Consider the following 17,564-nt stretch of genomic DNA (forward strand, 5'->3'; position numbering starts at 1 on the left):
CGGGTGGACATCTGGGGTGGCGCGCCGGTCGGCCGCCGTTCGGCGGAGGCGGTGGCGCGGGCGGCCGGCGAGCTGATCGGCGGGGGCGGCGGCACCGTGGTCGAGTACGAGGCGCTGCTCGATGCGGTCGTCCGCCTGGCCGGACGGGACCGGGGCGCGCTCGCTGCGGCCCTGCGGCCGGTCGTGGAGCAGTGGCCCGGCCCCTACCAGCCGCCCGCGGCTGCCGCGAGGCGGCTCCTCGCGGTGGTCCGCAGCGCGGCGGGCCCGGTCGAGGCGGGCCCCGCGGAGGCGCCGCGCTGGCTGGAGACCTGCCAGCACGAGGCGGTCGACCTGGTGCTCGCGGCCCGGGCCGGGGAGGTGTGCTCCCTGCTGCGCCGCGGGGTGGCGGTGCCGATGCTGCTGGCCACGTCCGACCGCGCGGACGGCACGGTGGATCCGCGCGAGCTGGTGATGCGGCTGACGGAGTACGAGCAGGCGGGCGCCCGGCCCGGGCCCGCCGACCTCGGGCAGGCGCTGCTGCGGTGCGGCGGGGGGCCCGCCGACGCCGATGTGGTGGCGGCCGCCGAGGAGTTGGAGCTGCCGGAGGGGCCGCGGGTCGCCGCATGGCTGCGCGCCGGGGGGCTGCCCCAGCCCGAGCTCTCCGTGGAGCGGGAGGCGGGGGAGCCGGAACCGCCGAGCCGGAGGCGGCGGGCCCGCGTGGGGCGCCGGATCCTCGTCGGGACCGGGGAGCTCGCCGGGCGGGGGGACTTCCCGCGGCCGTTCTGGGCGGTGTTCCGCCGCTTCGAGCCGCTGATCGGCTGCACCCACCTGCTGCTGCGGTCCCGGGAGCGGCATGCCGCCGCCGCGCTGCCCTGGCATCCGGAGATCGTGGCCTCGCGCCTGCTGACGCAGGTCGCGGCGACCGCCGACCAGAACAGCAGCAGCGACGGCAGCCCCGACTTCCTGCCGGCACTCGCCCGCAGCGCGGGCCCGGCCGGGCCCGCCGTGCACCTGGCCGTGGCGTACGGACTCGGGGCACGGCCCGACTCCGGCCGCGCCGCGGCGGTGGAGGCCCTGGCCGAACTGGCCGCGCGGGGCCGCCTCGACGGGGCGCTGCTGGGCGGCCACCTGGCCCGGCTGGTGCTCCTCGGCACGCTGAAGCTCCCGGTGGTCACGGCGTCCCTCCGGCAGGCGGCGGAAGCCCCGGGCGGCGCGGCCGCCGTGTGGCCGGTGGTGGCCGCGGCCCTCCCGGAGCTGCTGGCGGCGCCCGCCGCGGGAGGGCCCGTACGGCCGCACGTGCCGCTGCTGGCCCTCGCCGCGGACTGCGCGGCGGGCTGCGGCGCCCGCGGCACCGTACCCGCCGTCGACGCCCTCGCGGCCCGCCCGGGCTCGGCCCCCTCCACCCGCGAGGCCCGCCGCCTCCGCACGGCCCTCACCGCCTCGGCGTGAGGCGCGGCGTCGCGGCTCGCCGGGTGCCCACGGGCGGGCTCCGGCGGGCAGCCGGCGTCCGGCGCAGGCTCCGGCCCGGCGAATCCGGTGGCACCGGCAGCCTTCCGGCGGCGAGACTGCCCCGGTGAACACCCTTCGCCCGCCGCGCGACCCGCACCGCCTGCCGGTACGGGACCCGCGAGGCCTCGACTTCGTCCTCGACTATGCGGACATGGACGACCTGGTGGCCGGCCTGGTGCTGCCCGGCGGCGCGTCGATGTACGCCATGAGCGCGATGGAGACGTCCCGCGAGCTCATCCGGCACTCCTTCTACCGGTACGAGTTCGCCACCGTGGCCGTCACGCATGCGCTGTTCGCCCTGGAGCACGTCCTCGCGGAGCGTCTCGGCGTGAAGGAACCGCTCCGCGTCCTCCTCACGCGGGCCGCGGACGCCGGGCTCATCACGGCCGGGCTCGCCGCCGAACTCGACCGCGGCCGGCTCCTGTGGGACGAACTCGCGCAGGGCGCCGCGTCAAGTGCGGCCCTCCACCCGCTGCGGGCGGTCGACATGGTGCGTGCCGTCTTCGACGCCGTCCCGCTGCTCCTCCGCCCTGCGCCCTCGCCGGAGGCGGCAACCGCCGACGGAGGCACGGCAGGCCTCGACCGGCTGTGGGACGACCACCTGCACGCACCGTTCCCCGACGGCTTCCGCGGCGTGGGCTTCGACGGTGTGGACCTGGTCCTCCTGGACGCCGACGTCGCGGGCCTCGTGCGGAGCGAGCTGTCGGGCGGCCTCGACGACAACGGCATCGCCGCCCTCTGGCGCTGCATCGCCGCCCTCGACAGGATCGTTCCGCTCCTCAACGAGGAGTACTGCGCCTCCTACTTCACGAGGCTCCGGGCCATGGCCCGGGTCGCGGCAGCGCCCCACACACCCGCCGCGACCTGACCGTCGCGGACGGGCTCAGGGGACCCGCCACTGCTGGGACTTGTTGTTCGGGGTGCAGGGGGTGACCGTGAGCTGCTGGCCGGGGCCGTTGGCCGTCAGGCAGCCGCCCTGGAAGGCGATGTCCTTGATGGTGTAGGCGCTCGAGGAGGGGACGCGCTCCAGATTCCACCAGAGCCCGCCGCCCGCGCCGCCCAGTTCGACGCGTACCGTCTCGCCGAAGTGGGTGAGGGCGCGGGCGAGGGGCTGGCCGCCGGAGGAGCACACGCGGAAGCTTTCGTAGCTGCCGCGCTCGTACACCCAGCCGAAGGCCGTGGTGCCGCCCATGACCACCTTCGTCCCCGACGCCTGGCTGGTGGAGGCCAGGCCGACCTTGAGGCCGTCGCCGACGTTGGTGATGGCGCCCCAGACGCCGCCGCCGCAGCCCTGGGGCGGGGTCGAGCCCGAGCCGCCGCCGGACGGGGTTCCGCCCGACGGGCTGCCGCCGCCGGACGGGGTTCCGCCGCCCGAGGGGCTGCCGCCGCTCGGGGAGCCGCCCGCGGCGGCCCCGCCCGGGGCGGGCGGCTGCGCCGGGCCTCCTCCTCCGGGGCCGCCGGGGGCCGCTCCGGTGCTGCCGCCGCCCTGCCCGGCTGCGGGGTCCTGGCCCGGCGGCGGGGCCGCCGACGCGGACGGAGGGGACGGCGTACCGCCGGGGGCGGTGGTGCCGGGGGCCGCGCCGCCCGGGGCGGAGGCCGAGGCCGACGCGGCGGGCTGTGCGCCCGCGCCCCGCGCCTCGGAGTCCCGCGCCCACGGCGCCACCTGCAGGACCGTGATCGCCACCGTGGCGGTCACCGTGACCGATACGAACACCGGGACGACGACGGCCGCCGGAACCCGGAGCCTCCGCCACCGCTTCTTCCGCTCACCGCCAGCGGGCTCCCGGTCCGGCGCGGCCGCGGCGACGACCGGCCCGGCCGGTGCGTCGAGTTCGCCCAGCGGCCGGCCCGCCGCCGCCCGGCGGGCCGCCGCGGCCATCACGGAGGCGTCGGCGTACCGCTCCTCGGGCGCCTTCGCCAGCGCCCGGGCGACGAAGGCGCGTACCGGCTCGGGGAACTCGCCGGGGAGGTCGGGCGCGGGCTCCCGGACGTGCTTGAGCGCGATCTCGATCACCGAGTCGCCGGTGAACGGCGGCTCACCGGTGAGCAGTTCGAAGCAGACGACACCCATGGAGTACAGGTCGGACGCGGCGATGGCGCCGAGGCCCTCGGCCTGCTCGGGCGCCATGTACAGGGCGGTGCCGAGGACGGCGTGGGAGTCGGTGATGCTGGTGGTGGCCGCGCTGGAGCGGGCGATGCCGAAGTCGGTGACGGTCACCCGACCGTCCTCGGCGACCATCAGGTTCGACGGCTTGATGTCGCGGTGGGTCACCCCGCCCAAATGGGCGGCGTGCAGCGCGTCCAGGGCCTGGGCGGCGATGTCGAGCGCCTGCTCGGGCGGGAGCGGACCGGACCGGGTGCGGACCTCGCCGAGGGTGCGGCCCTCGATGAGCTCCATGACGATGAACGCAACCCGCTCGCCCGTCTCCAGGGGGCTCTCGCCGTAGTCGTGGACGTCGACGATGCCGGGGTGGCTGAGCGAGGCGAGGACGGTGGCCTCGCGCCGGAAGCGGGCGGCGAAGCCGGGCGCGTCGAGCAGGGCGGGGAGCAGGACCTTCACGGCGACCTGCCGCCTGAGCACGCGGTCGTCGGCGCGCCACACCTCGCCCATTCCGCCGCCGCCGATCCGCTCGGTCAGCGCGTAACGGTCCCCGAGGACCGTGCCCCGTCCCCACATGTGTGCTCCCCCGCGATTCCGGCTGCCCGGTGGTCGGTACAAGTGCAGTGCGCCACAGGGTACTTGGGGGCGGTGCGGTTCTCCCTCCGGTCGCCCTACCGGTCGGTTCCCCAGCGCCAGAGGAGTTCGCCGCCCTCGGGGACCGCCGACCAGCGGGCAGCCGCCGCGTCGAGGCGCGGGCCGGTGCGGGCCAGGGCGTCCGGGCCGATCGGCGGGCGGCCGGTGCCGCGGCCCTCGGCGGGCAGGCCGCGCCACACCCGGTACGCCCAGTTCACGGAGAGTTCGGCGGCCAGCACGGCGTCGCCGCCGCGGCGCAGGACCTTCGTCCCGGACCGGCGGTGCCGGCCCGGGACGACCGGCTCGAAGCCCTGGAACGTGGCCCCGCGCGCCATGGCGCCCCAGAAGCCGTCGTCGATGCCGAGGGCGGTCTCGACGACGGCGTGGACCAGGTCGTGCGGCATGGTCGGGCCGACGGGCCGGGCGGGCAGCCTGACGTCCGGGCCCTTGCGGGCGCGGACGAGGATCTCGTGGCGGCGGTCCGGCAGCTTCCGGAAGGACATCTCCATATCGGGTCCGACGGTAGGCCCGGTGCGCGCCGCCGCCAAGCCGTTTTCAGCCGGCGGCGGGTTTGGCCGGCAGGCCGACGGTGCCCGCGCAGCCGAGGGTGTCGCCGGTGACCGGGGCGCCCTCGACGGTGTTCCGGTCGTAGGTGACGTGCCGGACGGTGACGGGGTCCTTGCCGACGGCCACGTCGAGGGCGGTGCCGTGGCCCGGGACGGCCTGGAGGCGGGCGCCGGGCAGGGCTGCCGCGACCGTGGCCGCGTCGTCCTCCCGGCCCGGCGCGTACCGGATGACCGGCGGCCCGGCCGGACGGACGGCGGGCGCCGCCGCGGAGGTGTCGGTCACGACGAACGCGTCGGCGCGCAGGGCGGCCGCGACCGCGGCGTCGTCGACGCGCAGCCGGATCCCGGCCGGGTTGTTGCGGGCGGGCGCCTCGTAGGCCGGCTGGATGCGGGTGTCGCCGGTGATCGGCCGGTCCGCAGCCAGCGCTGCCCACAGCGCCCGGGACCGGGCCTCGTGCCACAGCAGGGTGGATCCCACGCCGGGCACCCGGTGGTCGAACTCGCGGATGGGGACGGTCGCGAACTCCGTCTGCCGCGCCTTCAGCCGGCCCAGGGCCCAGGCGAGGTGGACGAGGTCGTCGAAGCCGGTGTCCGCGTCGGTGCGGACGGACTTCAGGAGGGTGCGGACGGTGCGCGCGGCGCCGATCGGGTCGGTGAGGGCGCCCTCGGCGGTGAGCCGGCTCAGCAGGTCGGAGACGGTGCGCTGCTGGCGGCGGACCCGGCCGAGGTCGCCGGGGCGGTTGATGTGGCGGGCCCGGACGTACTGGAGGGTGCCGCGCCCGTCGGTGCGGTGGAGGCCGGCGGGGATGTCGAGCCCGGAGTTGTCGTCCTTGAGGGGCCGGTCGGTGCAGACGACGCCGCCGCCGATGCCGTCGACGGCCTGTTCGAAGCCGAGGAAGCCGGTTTCGAGGTAGTGGTCGATGTGCAGGCCGGTGGCCTTCTCCACGGTGCGGACGGCCATGTCGGCGCCGCCGAGCGCGTACGCGCCGTTGATCTTGCCGAGCCGGGCCGGTTCGGTGTCCTGCGCGTAGGCGACGTAGGAGTCGCGGGGGATGGAGACGACGCTGGCGCGGCGCTCGTCGGCGGAGAGGTGGACGAGCATCATCACGTCGGTGCAGTTGCATCCCGTGCCGCCGACGTTCAACCGCCGCTTGTCGGCGGCCGAGATGCCGGTGCGGCTGTCGATGCCGACGACGAGGATGTTGGTGCCCCGGCCGGGGGCTCCGGCCGGGCCGCCGGCGGCGGGGCGCGCCTCGGCGGTGAGGGAGGAGCCCGTGGCGAGCGTCGCCAGCAGGGTCAGGGCAACTGTGAATTTACGCAACCTAAACCCCCGTAACGGTTCTTCTCGGACATGGCAGACAGTAGTGGTCGGCGAGGGCGGGGGCGGCGCTACGCGCCGGGAGCGGAGCGCGCGCCGCCGGGCAGGGGCGGCGCGGCCGCGACGGTCCGGGGGGGCGTCCAGGCCGTGGTCGGCCGCGCCGCCGGAGGCGGGAACGGGCCCCGGGGGTGCGTCGTTGGGACTCGTATGACCGCACCTGCGACACCGGAGATCCCCGAGACGCTGGACCGGCGCGAGGGCCCCTACGGGGAGGTGGTGCTGCGCCGGCGCGGCACCACGTACGAGATCATCGCGAACGGCTGCTTCCTGATGGACACCTCGGACGGGCGCTCCGAGCGGCTGCTCGTCGACGCCGCGTACCTGGCGCTCGACCCGCCGCCCGGCTCCCGCCCGGACCTGCTGATCGGGGGCCTGGGCGTCGGGTTCTCGCTGGCCCACGCGGCCCGCCGGCCGCACTGGGGCCGGATCGCCGTCGTGGAGCGCGAGGCGGCGGTCGTCGACTGGCACCGCAGCGGGCCGCTCGCCGAGGTGTCGGCCGAGGCGCTGGCCGACCCGCGCACCGAGATCCTGCACACCGACCTGGTCGCCCACCTGACCGGCTCCGCCGACCGCTACGACGCCCTGTGCCTCGACATCGACAACGGCCCGGACTGGACGGTCGACGAGGACAACCGCGGCCTGTACGCGCCCGCGGGCCTGGCGGCGTGCCGGGACAGGCTGCGGCCCGGCGGGGTGCTGGCGGTGTGGTCGGCGCAGCCGTCCGCCGCGTTCGAAGGAGCCCTGCGGGCAGCGGGGTTCGACGACGTGCGGACGCAGGAGGTCCCGGTGGCACGCGGGGTCCCGGACGCGGTCCACCTGGCCCGGAGGGCGTGAGCCGGAGCCCGGGACACGCCGCCGGGTCGCAGCGGACCGGGCGGGTCCCCTGCTCCGCCGACTGGAGCAGGGGACCCGTGGGGACTTCGCGGATCGGGTGCCTCCCGGATGCGGCCGGCGCGGACCGTCCACCCCGGGGAGTACGCCGCGGGCGGCCACCTCAGCCCCGGGGGCGACGCGGGCCCGCCCCCGGCGGCCGTAGCGTCCGGGCATGCGCACCTTGACCCGGGCGGCCGCGGCCGCCGCTCTCGCCTGCACGCTCGCCTTACCCGCGACCGCCGCCGCGGCGGCCGCACCCGACGCCGCCGCCCGGCCCGCGGCCGCCTCCGACGGCCGGATACGGCTTCCCGCGCCCACCGGCGCCCACGGCGTCGGGAGCACGGTGCTCCACCTCGTCGACCGGTCCCGCAAGGACCCGTGGGAGCCCGCCGCCGACGGCCGCGAACTGATGGTGACCCTGCACTATCCGGCCGCCCGCCGCGCCCAGGGGCGGCCGGCGCCGTACGCCACCGAGCCGGAGGCCCGGGAGCTGCTGAAGACGGCCGGCGCGCCGGACCGGCCTTCCGCGGTCTGGGAGTTGGCGCGGCTGCGCACGCACGGCGCGGTGGACGCGCGTCCCGCACCGGGGCGGCATCCGCTGGTGGTCCTCTCCCCCGGGTTCGGGGTGCCCCGGTTCACGCTCACGAACCTCGCCGAGGACCTCGCCTCGCGCGGGTACGTCGTCGCGTCCGTCGACCACGCCTACGAGTCGTCCGGCACGTCCCTCCCGGACGGGCGGCTGCTGACCTGCACGGCGTGCAAGGCCCTCGACGAGGGCGGCGTGCCGGGGGGCACCGTGACCGCCGCCCGCGCCGCCGACACCCGGTTCCTGCTGGACCGGCTGACCGGCCCCGCGCCGGCGTGGCGGCACGCCGCGTCGATCGACGCCTCGAGGATCGGCATGGCCGGCCACTCCATCGGCGGCGCGAGCGCCGCCACCGCCATGCTCGCCGACCCGCGCATCGACGCGGGCGTCAACATGGACGGATCGTTCTGGGACACCCTGCCGCCCGGCGGGTTGCAAGGGCGGCCGTTCATGCTGCTCGGCACCGACGACGACATGCACCGCCCGGGAGGCGCCGACACGACCTGGGACACCACCTGGCAGGCGCTCGGCGGCTGGAAGCGGTGGCTGACGGTGGCCGGGGCGGACCACTTCAGCTTCTCGGACGGGCCCGTCATCCAGCGGCACTTCGGCCTGCCCGCCGGGGACATCCCCGCCGAACGCGCCCTCGCCGTGACCCGGGCCTACACCGCCGCCTTCTTCGACCGGCACCTGCGCGGGCAGCCGCAGCGCCTGCTGGAGGGGCCGGACGCAGCCCATCCGGAGGTGCGGTTCCACCAGCCGTGAGCGGGGGGCGCGGACGCTCAGGGGCCGCCCGCGGCGCCGTCGGTGCGGGCGGCGTCCAGGCGGCGGGCGGCCGCGCCGGCCGTGCGCTCCGCCTTGTGCAGGGCCTGCTCGGCCCGCCGGTGCCGGGACCGGGCGGCTCCGGCGGCCTCCTCGGCGGCCTCCAGGCGGATCCGCAGCCGGGCCAGTTCCCCGCGCAGCGCCTCCGCGGCCGCGGAGGTCCGGTCCCGCTCCTGCTCCGCCCCGGTGAGCGCCCTCCGGGCCCGCTCCCGCTCCTCCTCGGCGGCGGCGACCGCCCGCAGGGCCGCCTCGACACGGGCCTCCCGGCGGGCGGTGCGCCGCTCGGCCAGGGCATCCCGCGCCGGCTCCGGGGCTGGCTCCGGGGCCGGGGCATGCTTCGGCGGTGGTTCCGCCTCCTTCCGCCCGCAGTGACGCGCGGGGGATGCGGGTGCGGGCTCCGCCGCCGGGGTCCCGCCGGCAGGCTCCCGCTCCGCCGTGCCGGCCGCCGCGCGGGTCAGGGCGGCCAGTGCGTCCGGACCCGGCTCCAGCCCCTCGAAGCCGAGCCGGGGCGCCGGCGCCTGCGCCAGCCGTCCCGCGGCCCAGTCCCGGCCGGCCTCCTCGTCGGCGGCCAGGCCGTGCAGGACGGCCTCGACGTCCCGGGCCACCGCCTCGCCGCCCCGCTCCCCCGCCGCCTCCGCCAGCGCCGCCGCCGCGCGGGCCAGCACCGCCGACAGCCGGTTCCGCTCGGCCGACAGCTCCCGGATCCGGCGCCCGTCCAGCTCGCGGTGGGCACTGCGCAGCCGCTCCCCCAACTCCAGCAGCTCCGCCATCCGTTCGGGCTCGGCGCCGGCCAGCAGGTTCGCCGCCCACGCCGCGAGCGTCGGGCGGCGCAGCGCGGCCAGCGCGCGGGCGGCCTCCGGGTCGCCCTCCCGCTTGGCCCGGGCCGCGTAGGCGTTCCTGGCCGCCACGAACCCGCCCGGGTGGAGTGCGTACAGCTCCCGCATCACCGCTTCGACGTCCATGCCCCCACCATGGGGCGCCGCCCCGGCCGCGGCCGCCCGCGACCCGCCGACCGGGCGGGGGGCGCGCCCGCACAGCGGCTCCGTCAGTCGGTGTCCTCCCGGGCCAGGGCCAGGGCGAGGTCCTGGAGGATCTGCTCCGTCGACACCGGCGGGTCGGCCTGGTCGTGGGCGTCCGCGAGGGCGTCGAAGGCGGTGATGAAGCCGTTCACCAGCGCGCTCAGCGGCTCGGACATCTGCTCCAGGACGGCCATGCCGACCTCCTGGGCACTGGCGTCCGCCGGGACAACGAACTGGGTGGGCATGACCTCGGCCAGCACGTCGGAGACGAACCCGGCGTCGGCCCCGGAGCGGAGGGCGGTGAGCGCGGCGATGGCCTTCAGTTTGATCTCGTTCTCCGTCATCGGACGAGCTTAGAACGCCCCTCCGCCTCGGCCACCGGTGCCCACCGCCACCGAAAGAAACAGAAAAGTTGTTGAATATCGTCTGACTGGCCGGATATCTTTGGCAGATTTGGCGACTGGCGTACTGATGTTCCATCATCATGACTGCACGTCAGCTTTCGGCGTGCGCCGAGGAGGCGGGGGCACGGGGGTTCCCCCGGGCACACCGGATGGTTCCGCAGGCGGGTCACGGCCCCGCCGCGCACGGTGGCTCCCGCCCCGGTATCCCGTCATCTAGGCAAAGGCCCATGTCCGCCCAGCAGCTCTCGGACCTCATACGTTTCGCGCGTCACAACTCGCCCTTCTACCAGGAGCTCTACGCGTCCCTCCCTCCCGGCGCCGACCGCCTGACCGACCTCCCGGTCATCGACCAGAAGCGGTTCTGGGAGGCCAACTCCTTCCCCGGCAGCCGCGTGCTGACCGGCCCGCTCAGCGAGGCCACCGTCTTCAAGACCGGCGGCACGACCGGCGCCCCCAAGCTCTCCGTCTACACCCGCGACGAGTGGCGCACCTTCGTCACCTCGTTCGGCCAGGGGCTGGTGGACGCGGGCCTGCGGCCGGGCCACCGCGTCGCCGACCTGTTCTACGCGGGCGAGCTGTACGCCAGCTTCCTCTTCATCCTCGACTCCCTCGCCCACGCCCCCGTGGACAACGTCCGCCTGCCCGTCGGCGGCGGGGCCCCGCTCGAGTCGACGGTTCCCACGCTGCGGGACCTGTCCGCGCAGGTCGTCGCAGGCACCCCCACCACCCTGTGCCGGCTGGCCGAGCACCTCGCGGCCGGCGGCGACCGGCTGGAGTCGGTGGAGCTGCTGCTGTTCGGCGGCGAGGCCCTCTTCGACGACCAGCGCCGCCTGCTGGCCAGCGCGTTCCCGCGCGCCGAGGCCCGCTCCGTCGGCTACGCCAGTGTGGACGCCGGCCTGCTCGGCCGGCCCGTACCCGGTCCGGACGCCCGCGTGCACCGCGCGTTCACCCCGTACTCCGTCGTCGAGATCCTCGACGACACCACCGGCGAGCCGGTCACCGAGGCCGGGCGGCCCGGCCGGGTCGTCGTCACCAGCCTGTTCCGGCGCCTGATGCCGATCATCCGCTACCCGGCGGGCGACCGCGCCGAGTGGACCGGCACCGGCCCCGGGCACTTCCGCATCCTCGGCCGCGCCGAGGAGGGCGTACGCGTCGGGCCGGTCTCACTCCACACCGACGACGCGCAGAACGCCGTCGCCGCGGCGGACACCGCCGGCCGGGTCGTCGGCATGCAGCTCGTCGTCCGCCGCTGGGACGGCCGCGACGGGCTCCTGCTCCGCCTCGCGACCGCCCCCGGCGACGCCGCCGACGGCCTCGACACCCTCGCCAAGGCGGTCGTCGCGGAGCTGGAGGCGGCGCGGCCGCTGTACCCGGAGAGCGCGGCCGCCGGGTTCGTGCACCCGGTGTCCGTGGAGTGGGCCCGCCACCGGGACCTCGCCGTCAACCCGCGCTCCGGCAAGCTCGTCCGGGTCCTCGACGAGAGGCCCACCGCATGACCGCCGCGCCCCCGTCCGCGCCCCCGTCCGCACCACCGCCGGCGGCCGGGCGGCCCGCGCGGCGCGCCCCGCTCGTCCTGCGCAACCGCGCCTTCGGCGCCGTGTGGCTGGGCCAGGTCCTGACCCAGGCCGCCGTGCGCATGTTCCAGGTCGGCGTCTCCTGGTGGCTCGTCGCCTACGCCGTCCGGGATGCCGCGGGTGTCGCGTCCGGGCTGTTCATGGCCGTCTGCACGCTCCCCGCGGTCGTCCTCGCGCCCGTCGTGGCGAAGGCCGTCGCCCGGTACGCGCACCGGTCGGTGCTGCGGACCGCCGCCGGCCTGGCCGCGGCCGGGGCGGCGGTCCTCGCCGCCGGGGCGCAGGCCGGCGGACCGCCGCTCGCCGGCGTGTACGCGGCGGCCCTCGCCCTGGCCACCTGCCAGGCGTTCTTCGACCCGTGCCTGACCACGTCCGTCCCCGAACTCGTCGACGACGAGGACATCGAGGCCGCCACCGGCTTCGAGCTGTCCACGCAGTCGCTGGCCGGGCTCGGCGGGGCGCTGCTCGGCGCGCTCGCCGTCGACCGGGCCGGTGTCGCGGGGCTCGCGGCCGGCTGCGCCGCCGCCTACCTCGGCGCCGCGGCCCTCGTCGCCACCGCCCGCTTCCGCACCGCCGCGCCCGCGGCGGCGGACGGCGGGCCGGCGGCGGAGGGGGCCGCGCCGGGCGGGCGGCCGCTGCGCCGCATCCTCGGCGAACTGCCCTACGTGCGCCGGATCCTGGTGTGCTTCACCGCGGCGAACCTGTTCACCGCCGCCGTGTTCGTCGTCGTCCCGCTGTACACCCGCTCCGTCCTCGACGGCGGGGGCGGCACGGTGGCCCTGCTGGAGGCCGCACTGGGCACGGGCGCGCTCGCCGGCGCGTTCACCGGGACGCGGATCCCCGGCCGGCCAACCGTCGCAGGCGCGTACTGCCTCGGCCTGATGGCCGTCGCGCTGGCCCTGCCCGGCCTGGCCGCGCACCGCGCCGCGGCCGTGTGCGGCCTCGCCGTGGCCGGCTGGTGCGCCGGCGCGGTCAGCGTCCGGTTCGTCGCCCTTTTCCAGCGGCTCGTGCCGCCCGCCGACAAGCCCGGCTTCTTCGCCGTCATGCAGGCCGTTCTGGGGGCCTCCCTGCCCGTGGCCTCGCTCGTCTTCGGCTTCGCGGGCGACGTGCTGTCCCCGCAGACGCTGTGCCTTGTCCAGGGCGCCGGCCTGCTTCCCGCCGCCGCCGCCCTGGCCCTCCTCGGGGCGGGCACGCCCGAGCCCGAGCCCGCGCCGGACGCGGCCGCCGGCGCCGGGGGAGGCGCCCGGTGAAGACCGTCATCGCACCGGCCTCGCCCGCCGACATCGCCGAACTGCGCCAGCTGTACTACGCCGTCTACGGGCCCCACTACCCCGTGGCCCTCGGCACCGACCCCGCCGAGATGACCCGGCTGATCGAGGACCCGCACTCCCTGTGGCTCGTCGGCCGCTGCCCCGGCAGCGGCGCCCTGACCGGGTCGGCCGCCATCCACGGCGAGGCGGGCAGCCGCATCGGCCGCCTCGAAGGCATCGCCGTGCACCCCGAGCACCGCTCCGGGGGCCTGGCCGGCGCCCTCACCGCCGAGCTGTGCGCCGGCATGCTGGACACCGGGCGCCTGGACTCCGTGTACGCGACCGTACGGACCGTCAGCGCCGGCCCCCAGCGGGTCGTCCTGCGCAACGGCTTCCGCCCGCTCGGCATCCTGCCCAACGCGGTCGACCTCCGCAGCCGCGAGAGCCTCGCCCTGTACGCCCGGCACTCCGCCGGCGTCCTGGAGCGCCGCAAGCCCGTCACCGAGGTCCCCGCGGCCCTCGTGCCGCTGCTGCGCACCGCCGAGGAGGCCCTCGGCATCTCCTACCCCGGCGTCCGGCCCGTGTCCGGGCCGGCGGCCGCGCCGGCCGCCCCGGGGGCCGCCGAGCGCCTGGAGGTCATCGAGGCCCCGGCGTTCGTACGCCGCCGCTTCCGCGAGCGGTTCCCCGGGCGGGGCGACTGGTTCTACCCGCTGCACACGCCGAACGTGCTGCTCACCCCGGAGGACGGCCGGTTCGAGGTGTACGCCTACCTCAACCGCACCGGCGGCTACTGCTCCCTGCTCACCGCCCACCCCGAGCCGGCCGCGGCGGCCGCGTACCTGGAGCCCGTCACCCGGGCCCTGGCGCGCGCCGGCGCCGGCTACGTCGAGGCCCTGGTCCCGCTCGACCGCCCGGAAGCCCTCCAGGCCTTCCACGCCCAGGGGTTCGTCGCCGGGGCCCTGTACCCGGCGATGCGCGCCGACGGCGACGGGTTCCGCGACTACGCCGTGCTGTCGCGCTCCTCGGAGCGCATCGACTTCCGCGGCGTCGCCGTCGAACCGCCCCTGCGGCCCTACCTGGACTGCTACGTGTCGGCCTGGGCGTCGACCCACCTGCCCACCCCATCCGAGGTTGCCCGATGAACCCCCATCTCGCGCCGGTGTCCGTACCCGACCCGGCCCTCCTGCCGCACGTCCAGCGACTGTGCGACCTGACCGACCCGTACGCCTGCGGGCCCGCCGAGGACGAGCTGTTCGCCGCCGCCATGGCCGAGTCGCACGCCTGGCACCGCGAGCGGTCCCCGTTCTTCCGCTCCCTGTACGAGGCGACGCCGCCGGCCGAGCCGTACCGGACACCGCTGGTCCACGCGAACTTCTTCAAGCGCCACGAGGTACTGTCGATCCCCCGCGAGGACGTCGAGCTGCACCTGACCTCCTCCGGCACGACCGGGCAGAAGTCGCAGATGTTCTTCGACACCTGGACGATCCGCTCCGCGCAGCGCATGGTCGCCCGGATCTTCGAGCGCAACGGCTGGATCACCCCCGGGCAGGAGGTGAACTACCTGCTCTACAGCTACGAGCCGGCGCCGTCCCTGAACCTCGGCACCGCCTTCACCGACAACTACCTGTGCGACTTCGCTCCGGCCCGCAGCGTCGCGTACGCCCTGCGGAACACCGGCGGCGGCCACGAGTTCGACCCCTTCGGCTGCATCGCCGCCCTGCGGCGCTTCGCGGAGGACGGCGCGCCGGTCCGCATCCTCGGCTTCCCGGCCTTCCTCTTCTTCACCCTGGAGCGGATGCGGGCCATGGGCATGCCGCCGCTCCGACTCCCGGAGGGCTCCCTCGTCGTCCTCGGCGGCGGCTGGAAGGGCCACGCCGACCGGCGCATCGCCAAGGAGGAGCTGTACGACCGGGTCACCGAGCAGCTCGGCGTCCCCGGCGAGCGGATCCGGGACACCTTCGGCTCCGTCGAGCACTGCATCCCGTACGTGGAGTGCGACCACCACCGGCTGCACGCCCCCGTGTGGTCGCGGGTGGTGATCCGCTCCACGCGCACTCTGGAGCCGCTGCCGTACGGGGAGCCGGGCTACCTGCACCTGGTGTCGCCGTACATCACCTCCGTCCCGGCGCAGAGCGTCGTCATGGGAGACCTGGCCTCGCTGCAGCCGGGCGAGGCCTGCGGGTGCGACGTCCCGACCCCCTGGTTCACCGTCCACGGGCGTGCCGGGGTGAGCCGCAACCGGAGCTGCGCGGTGGCCGCCGCCGAACTGATGAAGGGCATGGCGTGACCATGATCGACACCACCACCGCCCCCGGGGCCGCCCCGACCGCCGCCGCGCCGCACTTCTGGCAGGGCGCCTTCATCGGCGACGAGGAGGCCGGCCGCCGCCTGGCCGGCCTGCCCGCCGGGGTCGAGGCCGCACTGGCCGGCGTCCTGGAGACCGAGACCGTCCTCGCCGCCTGCGACGCCCTGTCCGCCGCCCTCCTCGACCCGGCGCACGCGGTCCACGCCCGGCTCGCCTCGCACCTCCCCGAGGGCGAGGACCCGGCGCTCCTCGCCGACCTCGGCCGGGCCCTCTGCCGCCGGGAACTCACCCGCAAGCTGCGCCGGGAGCTGGGCGGGGCCCGCCCGGGCCGCCTGGACCGGGCCGACCCCCGCGAGACCGTCTACGAGGCGTGGGCGCCCGTCGGCATGGTCGCCCACATCGCGCCGGGCAACGCCGCGACCGTCGCACCGCTCAGCCTCGTCGAGGGCCTCCTCGCCGGGAACGTCAACGTCCTGAAGACCAGCAGCGCGGACACGCTGCTGGCGCAGGCCCTGATGGCCGAGCTGGCGGCCCTCGACCCCAGCGGCGCGCTGGCCGCCCGGATCGTCGTCCTGCGCTTCCCCTCCTCGCGGCAGGAGTGGCTGCGCCTGATGTGCGCGGCCGCGGACGCCGTCGCCGTGTGGGGCGGGGAGGCCGCCGTCGAGGGGGTGGCCGCCCACGTGCCGGCTGGCTGCCGGCTGGTGGAGTGGGGGCACCGGATCTCCTTCGCCTACCTGACGGCTGCCGCCTGGTCGGACCGGGCCGTGCTGGAGGCCCTCGCGGACGACGTGTGCCTGTACGAGCAGCAGGCCTGCTCGAGCCCGCAGGTGGTCTACCTCGACACCCGGGACGAGGCGGAGGTGTTCGCGTTCGCGGAGCGCTTCGCCGCCGTCCTCGGCGCCCGCCCGCCGGCCGTCCCGGCGGGCCCGGCCGGTGTGCCCGACCCGGCCGAGGAGGCCGAGCTGACCACGACCGAGCTCGTGGCCCGGCTGGAGGAGCACCTGGGCCTGACCCGCGTGTTCGCCGCCCCCGACGGCTCGTGGCGGGTCATGGCCGACACCCGCCCGCCGCTGACGGCGTCCCCGCTGCACCGCAGCGTGTGGGTCAAGCCGCTGCCCCGCAAGGAGCTGATCGCGACGCTGCGCCCGATGCGCCGCTACCTGCAGACCGCGGGCATCGCGGGCAGCCGCACCGACATCGCCGAGCTGTCCCGCACCGTCCTGGCCGCCGGCGCGACGCGGGTCACCCCGGTCGGGGCGATGCCGCACAGCTACGCGGGCGAGCCGCACGACGGCGTGTACGCGCTCCAGCGCTACAGCCGGCGCGTCGCCGTGCAGGCGGACCCCGAGCTGTTCGCGACGACCGCCTGCCTGGACGACCTCGCGCGCCCGGTCGTCCTGCCGCGGCCGGAGGGGCCGCTGGTCGGCAAGGAGGAGGTCCAGGCCCGCAACGCGCGGGTGGCGCGGGAGGACGCGGAGCTGTACTTCCACAGCGGCGGCAGCACCGGCGCCCCAGCGCTGTCCCTGTTCAGCTACGACGACTACGACACGCAGATGCGGGCGGCGGCCCGCGGCCTGATCGCCGCCGGGTACGACCCGGTCGGGGACCGCACCGCCAACCTGTTCTACTGCGGCGGCATGTACGGCAGCTTCATCAGCTTCTTCTCCGTGCTGGAGCGGCTCGGCGGGGTGCAGTTGCCGCTGGCGGCGGGCCCCGACCACGGTGCGACGGCGCGGGCGATCGTCGAGCACCGGGCGGACACCCTCTTCGGGATGCCGTCCTACCTGTGGCAGCTGCTGCACGCGGAAGCGGACGCGCTGCGCGCCTACGGGGGCCTGCGCAAGGTCTTCTACGGCGGCGAGCACTTCACGCCGGAGCAGCAGCGGGTGCTGAAGGAGGACTTCGGCATCGAGGTGGTGCGCTCCCTCACCTACGGCAGCACGGACCTCGGCCCGCTCGGCTACCAGTGCACGGAGAGCTCGGGCGGCGTCCACCACCTGCACGCCGACCTGCACACGCTGGAGGTCCTCGACGAGGTGGAGGACCGGCCGGCGGCGCCCGGGGAGACGGGCCGGCTGGTGTTCGCGACGCACGCGCGGCGCGGCCAGCAGCTGGGCCGGTACGTCATCGGCGACCTGGGCCGGGAGCTCCCCGGCCGCTGCCCGTGCGGCAGCCTCGCCCCCCGCTTCGAGCTGCTGGGGCGGACGGGCGACACCGTTCGGGTGGCGACCTACCTGCTGAACCACCGCCGCTTCACGGAGCTGGCCGGCGAGGGCGGGCACCGCGGCGAGCTGCAGCTCCGCATCGGCGCCGGCCCGGAGCGGGAGCGGCTGGCGGTGCGGGTGGAGCGGACGGCGGGGACGGACCCGCGGCGGCTGCGCGAGGCCTTCCTGTCCGGCTACCCGGAGCTCCGCTCGGCCGTCGCCGAGGGGCTGCTGGAGCTGGTGGTCGAGGCGGTGGACGGGGCCGCCCTCGACCGGGTCCCGACGAGCGGCAAGCTCCGCTCGGTGGTGGACGACCGGCCCCGCGCCGTCTGACGCGGCGCCGCCGCGCCCGCCCGGATCCGGT

At 76.7% G+C, this 17,564-nt stretch carries 14 protein-coding genes; 9 read left to right on the plus strand and 5 right to left on the minus strand.

The features are described 5' to 3' along the window. Positions 1 to 3: 3 nt before the first annotated feature. Together ACZ462_RS03565 and ACZ462_RS03570 are read left to right on the plus strand one after the other, a co-directional pair. Positions 4 to 1,428 carry a hypothetical protein gene (locus ACZ462_RS03565; protein WP_467805143.1) on the plus strand — a complete coding sequence of 475 codons (1,425 nt, stop codon included), beginning with the start codon at positions 4 to 6 and terminating at the stop codon, positions 1,426 to 1,428. Positions 1,429 to 1,552: 124 nt separating this feature from the next. Further along, on the plus strand, positions 1,553 to 2,356 hold the full coding sequence (locus ACZ462_RS03570; protein ID WP_467805142.1) for a hypothetical protein: 804 nt from the start codon (positions 1,553 to 1,555) through the stop codon (positions 2,354 to 2,356). Positions 2,357 to 2,371: 15 nt separating this feature from the next. Here the strand turns inward: ACZ462_RS03570 and ACZ462_RS03575 are convergent, their stop codons facing one another. The 3 genes from ACZ462_RS03575 to ACZ462_RS03585 form a co-directional block, all read right to left on the minus strand. Beyond that, positions 2,372 to 4,165, minus strand: coding sequence for a protein kinase domain-containing protein (locus ACZ462_RS03575; RefSeq protein WP_467805141.1), 1,794 nt, complete (start codon positions 4,163 to 4,165; stop codon positions 2,372 to 2,374). Positions 4,166 to 4,260: 95 nt separating this feature from the next. Continuing rightward, positions 4,261 to 4,731 carry a hypothetical protein gene (locus ACZ462_RS03580; RefSeq protein WP_467882758.1) on the minus strand — a complete coding sequence of 157 codons (471 nt, stop codon included), beginning with the start codon at positions 4,729 to 4,731 and terminating at the stop codon, positions 4,261 to 4,263. Between the two features lie 46 nt (positions 4,732 to 4,777). Then, entirely contained in the window at positions 4,778 to 6,109 is a 1,332-nt protein-coding gene (locus ACZ462_RS03585) for an LCP family protein (RefSeq protein ID WP_467805139.1), read from the minus strand. A gap of 204 nt (positions 6,110 to 6,313) precedes the next feature. On the opposite strand from ACZ462_RS03585, the gene ACZ462_RS03590 reads away from it, so the two are divergent. Both ACZ462_RS03590 and ACZ462_RS03595 read left to right on the plus strand, forming a co-directional pair. Further along, positions 6,314 to 7,000, plus strand: a complete 687-nt coding sequence (locus tag ACZ462_RS03590; protein WP_467805138.1) for a spermidine synthase family protein — start codon at positions 6,314 to 6,316, stop codon at positions 6,998 to 7,000. A 211-nt stretch (positions 7,001 to 7,211) separates the two neighbouring features. Continuing rightward, a complete protein-coding gene (locus ACZ462_RS03595; RefSeq protein ID WP_467805137.1) occupies positions 7,212 to 8,390 on the plus strand; it encodes an alpha/beta hydrolase family protein in 1,179 nt (392 codons plus the stop codon). Positions 8,391 to 8,407: 17 nt separating this feature from the next. On the opposite strand, the gene ACZ462_RS03600 is transcribed toward ACZ462_RS03595, so the two are convergent. Together ACZ462_RS03600 and ACZ462_RS03605 are read right to left on the minus strand one after the other, a co-directional pair. Further along, positions 8,408 to 9,409: a hypothetical protein gene (locus ACZ462_RS03600; RefSeq protein ID WP_467805136.1), complete on the minus strand. Its 1,002-nt coding sequence runs from the start codon at positions 9,407 to 9,409 to the stop codon at positions 8,408 to 8,410. A gap of 83 nt (positions 9,410 to 9,492) precedes the next feature. Further along, on the minus strand, positions 9,493 to 9,810 hold the full coding sequence (locus ACZ462_RS03605; RefSeq protein ID WP_467805134.1) for a hypothetical protein: 318 nt from the start codon (positions 9,808 to 9,810) through the stop codon (positions 9,493 to 9,495). A 287-nt stretch (positions 9,811 to 10,097) separates the two neighbouring features. Here ACZ462_RS03605 and ACZ462_RS03610 point away from each other — a divergent pair, with 287 nt between their 5' ends. The 5 genes from ACZ462_RS03610 to ACZ462_RS03630 are packed head-to-tail and all read left to right on the plus strand — an operon-like array spanning position 10,098 to position 17,533. Further along, positions 10,098 to 11,366 carry a phenylacetate--CoA ligase family protein gene (locus ACZ462_RS03610; protein ID WP_467805133.1) on the plus strand — a complete coding sequence of 423 codons (1,269 nt, stop codon included), beginning with the start codon at positions 10,098 to 10,100 and terminating at the stop codon, positions 11,364 to 11,366. Continuing rightward, positions 11,363 to 12,691, plus strand: coding sequence for an MFS transporter (locus tag ACZ462_RS03615; RefSeq protein ID WP_467805132.1), 1,329 nt, complete (start codon positions 11,363 to 11,365; stop codon positions 12,689 to 12,691). The genes ACZ462_RS03610 and ACZ462_RS03615 overlap by 4 nt, the downstream gene beginning before the upstream one ends. Then, positions 12,688 to 13,833 carry a GNAT family N-acetyltransferase gene (locus ACZ462_RS03620; protein ID WP_467805131.1) on the plus strand — a complete coding sequence of 382 codons (1,146 nt, stop codon included), beginning with the start codon at positions 12,688 to 12,690 and terminating at the stop codon, positions 13,831 to 13,833. Before ACZ462_RS03615 ends, ACZ462_RS03620 begins: the two co-directional genes overlap by 4 nt. Then, positions 13,830 to 14,978, plus strand: coding sequence for a LuxE/PaaK family acyltransferase (locus ACZ462_RS03625; protein ID WP_467805130.1), 1,149 nt, complete (start codon positions 13,830 to 13,832; stop codon positions 14,976 to 14,978). Before ACZ462_RS03620 ends, ACZ462_RS03625 begins: the two co-directional genes overlap by 4 nt. A gap of 2 nt (positions 14,979 to 14,980) precedes the next feature. Next, positions 14,981 to 17,533: an acyl-CoA reductase gene (locus ACZ462_RS03630; RefSeq protein WP_467805185.1), complete on the plus strand. Its 2,553-nt coding sequence runs from the start codon at positions 14,981 to 14,983 to the stop codon at positions 17,531 to 17,533. Positions 17,534 to 17,564: the final 31 nt, after the last annotated feature.

The organism is Streptomyces sp. NPDC031121 (assembly GCF_055570615.1).

What these genes read in the sequence shown, in the direction of transcription:
- ACZ462_RS03575 (WP_467805141.1), bottom strand. Translation starts at nt 4,165, where the DNA reads ATGTGGGGACGGGGCACGGTCCTCGGGGACCGTTACGCGCTGACCGAG.
- ACZ462_RS03580 (WP_467882758.1), bottom strand. Translation starts at nt 4,731, where the DNA reads ATGGAGATGTCCTTCCGGAAGCTGCCGGACCGCCGCCACGAGATCCTC.
- ACZ462_RS03590 (WP_467805138.1), top strand. Translation starts at nt 6,314, where the DNA reads ATGACCGCACCTGCGACACCGGAGATCCCCGAGACGCTGGACCGGCGC.
- ACZ462_RS03595 (WP_467805137.1), top strand. Translation starts at nt 7,212, where the DNA reads ATGCGCACCTTGACCCGGGCGGCCGCGGCCGCCGCTCTCGCCTGCACG.
- ACZ462_RS03600 (WP_467805136.1), bottom strand. Translation starts at nt 9,409, where the DNA reads ATGGACGTCGAAGCGGTGATGCGGGAGCTGTACGCACTCCACCCGGGC.
- ACZ462_RS03605 (WP_467805134.1), bottom strand. Translation starts at nt 9,810, where the DNA reads ATGACGGAGAACGAGATCAAACTGAAGGCCATCGCCGCGCTCACCGCC.
- ACZ462_RS03610 (WP_467805133.1), top strand. Translation starts at nt 10,098, where the DNA reads ATGTCCGCCCAGCAGCTCTCGGACCTCATACGTTTCGCGCGTCACAAC.
- ACZ462_RS03615 (WP_467805132.1), top strand. Translation starts at nt 11,363, where the DNA reads ATGACCGCCGCGCCCCCGTCCGCGCCCCCGTCCGCACCACCGCCGGCG.
- ACZ462_RS03625 (WP_467805130.1), top strand. Translation starts at nt 13,830, where the DNA reads ATGAACCCCCATCTCGCGCCGGTGTCCGTACCCGACCCGGCCCTCCTG.
- ACZ462_RS03630 (WP_467805185.1), top strand. Translation starts at nt 14,981, where the DNA reads ATGATCGACACCACCACCGCCCCCGGGGCCGCCCCGACCGCCGCCGCG.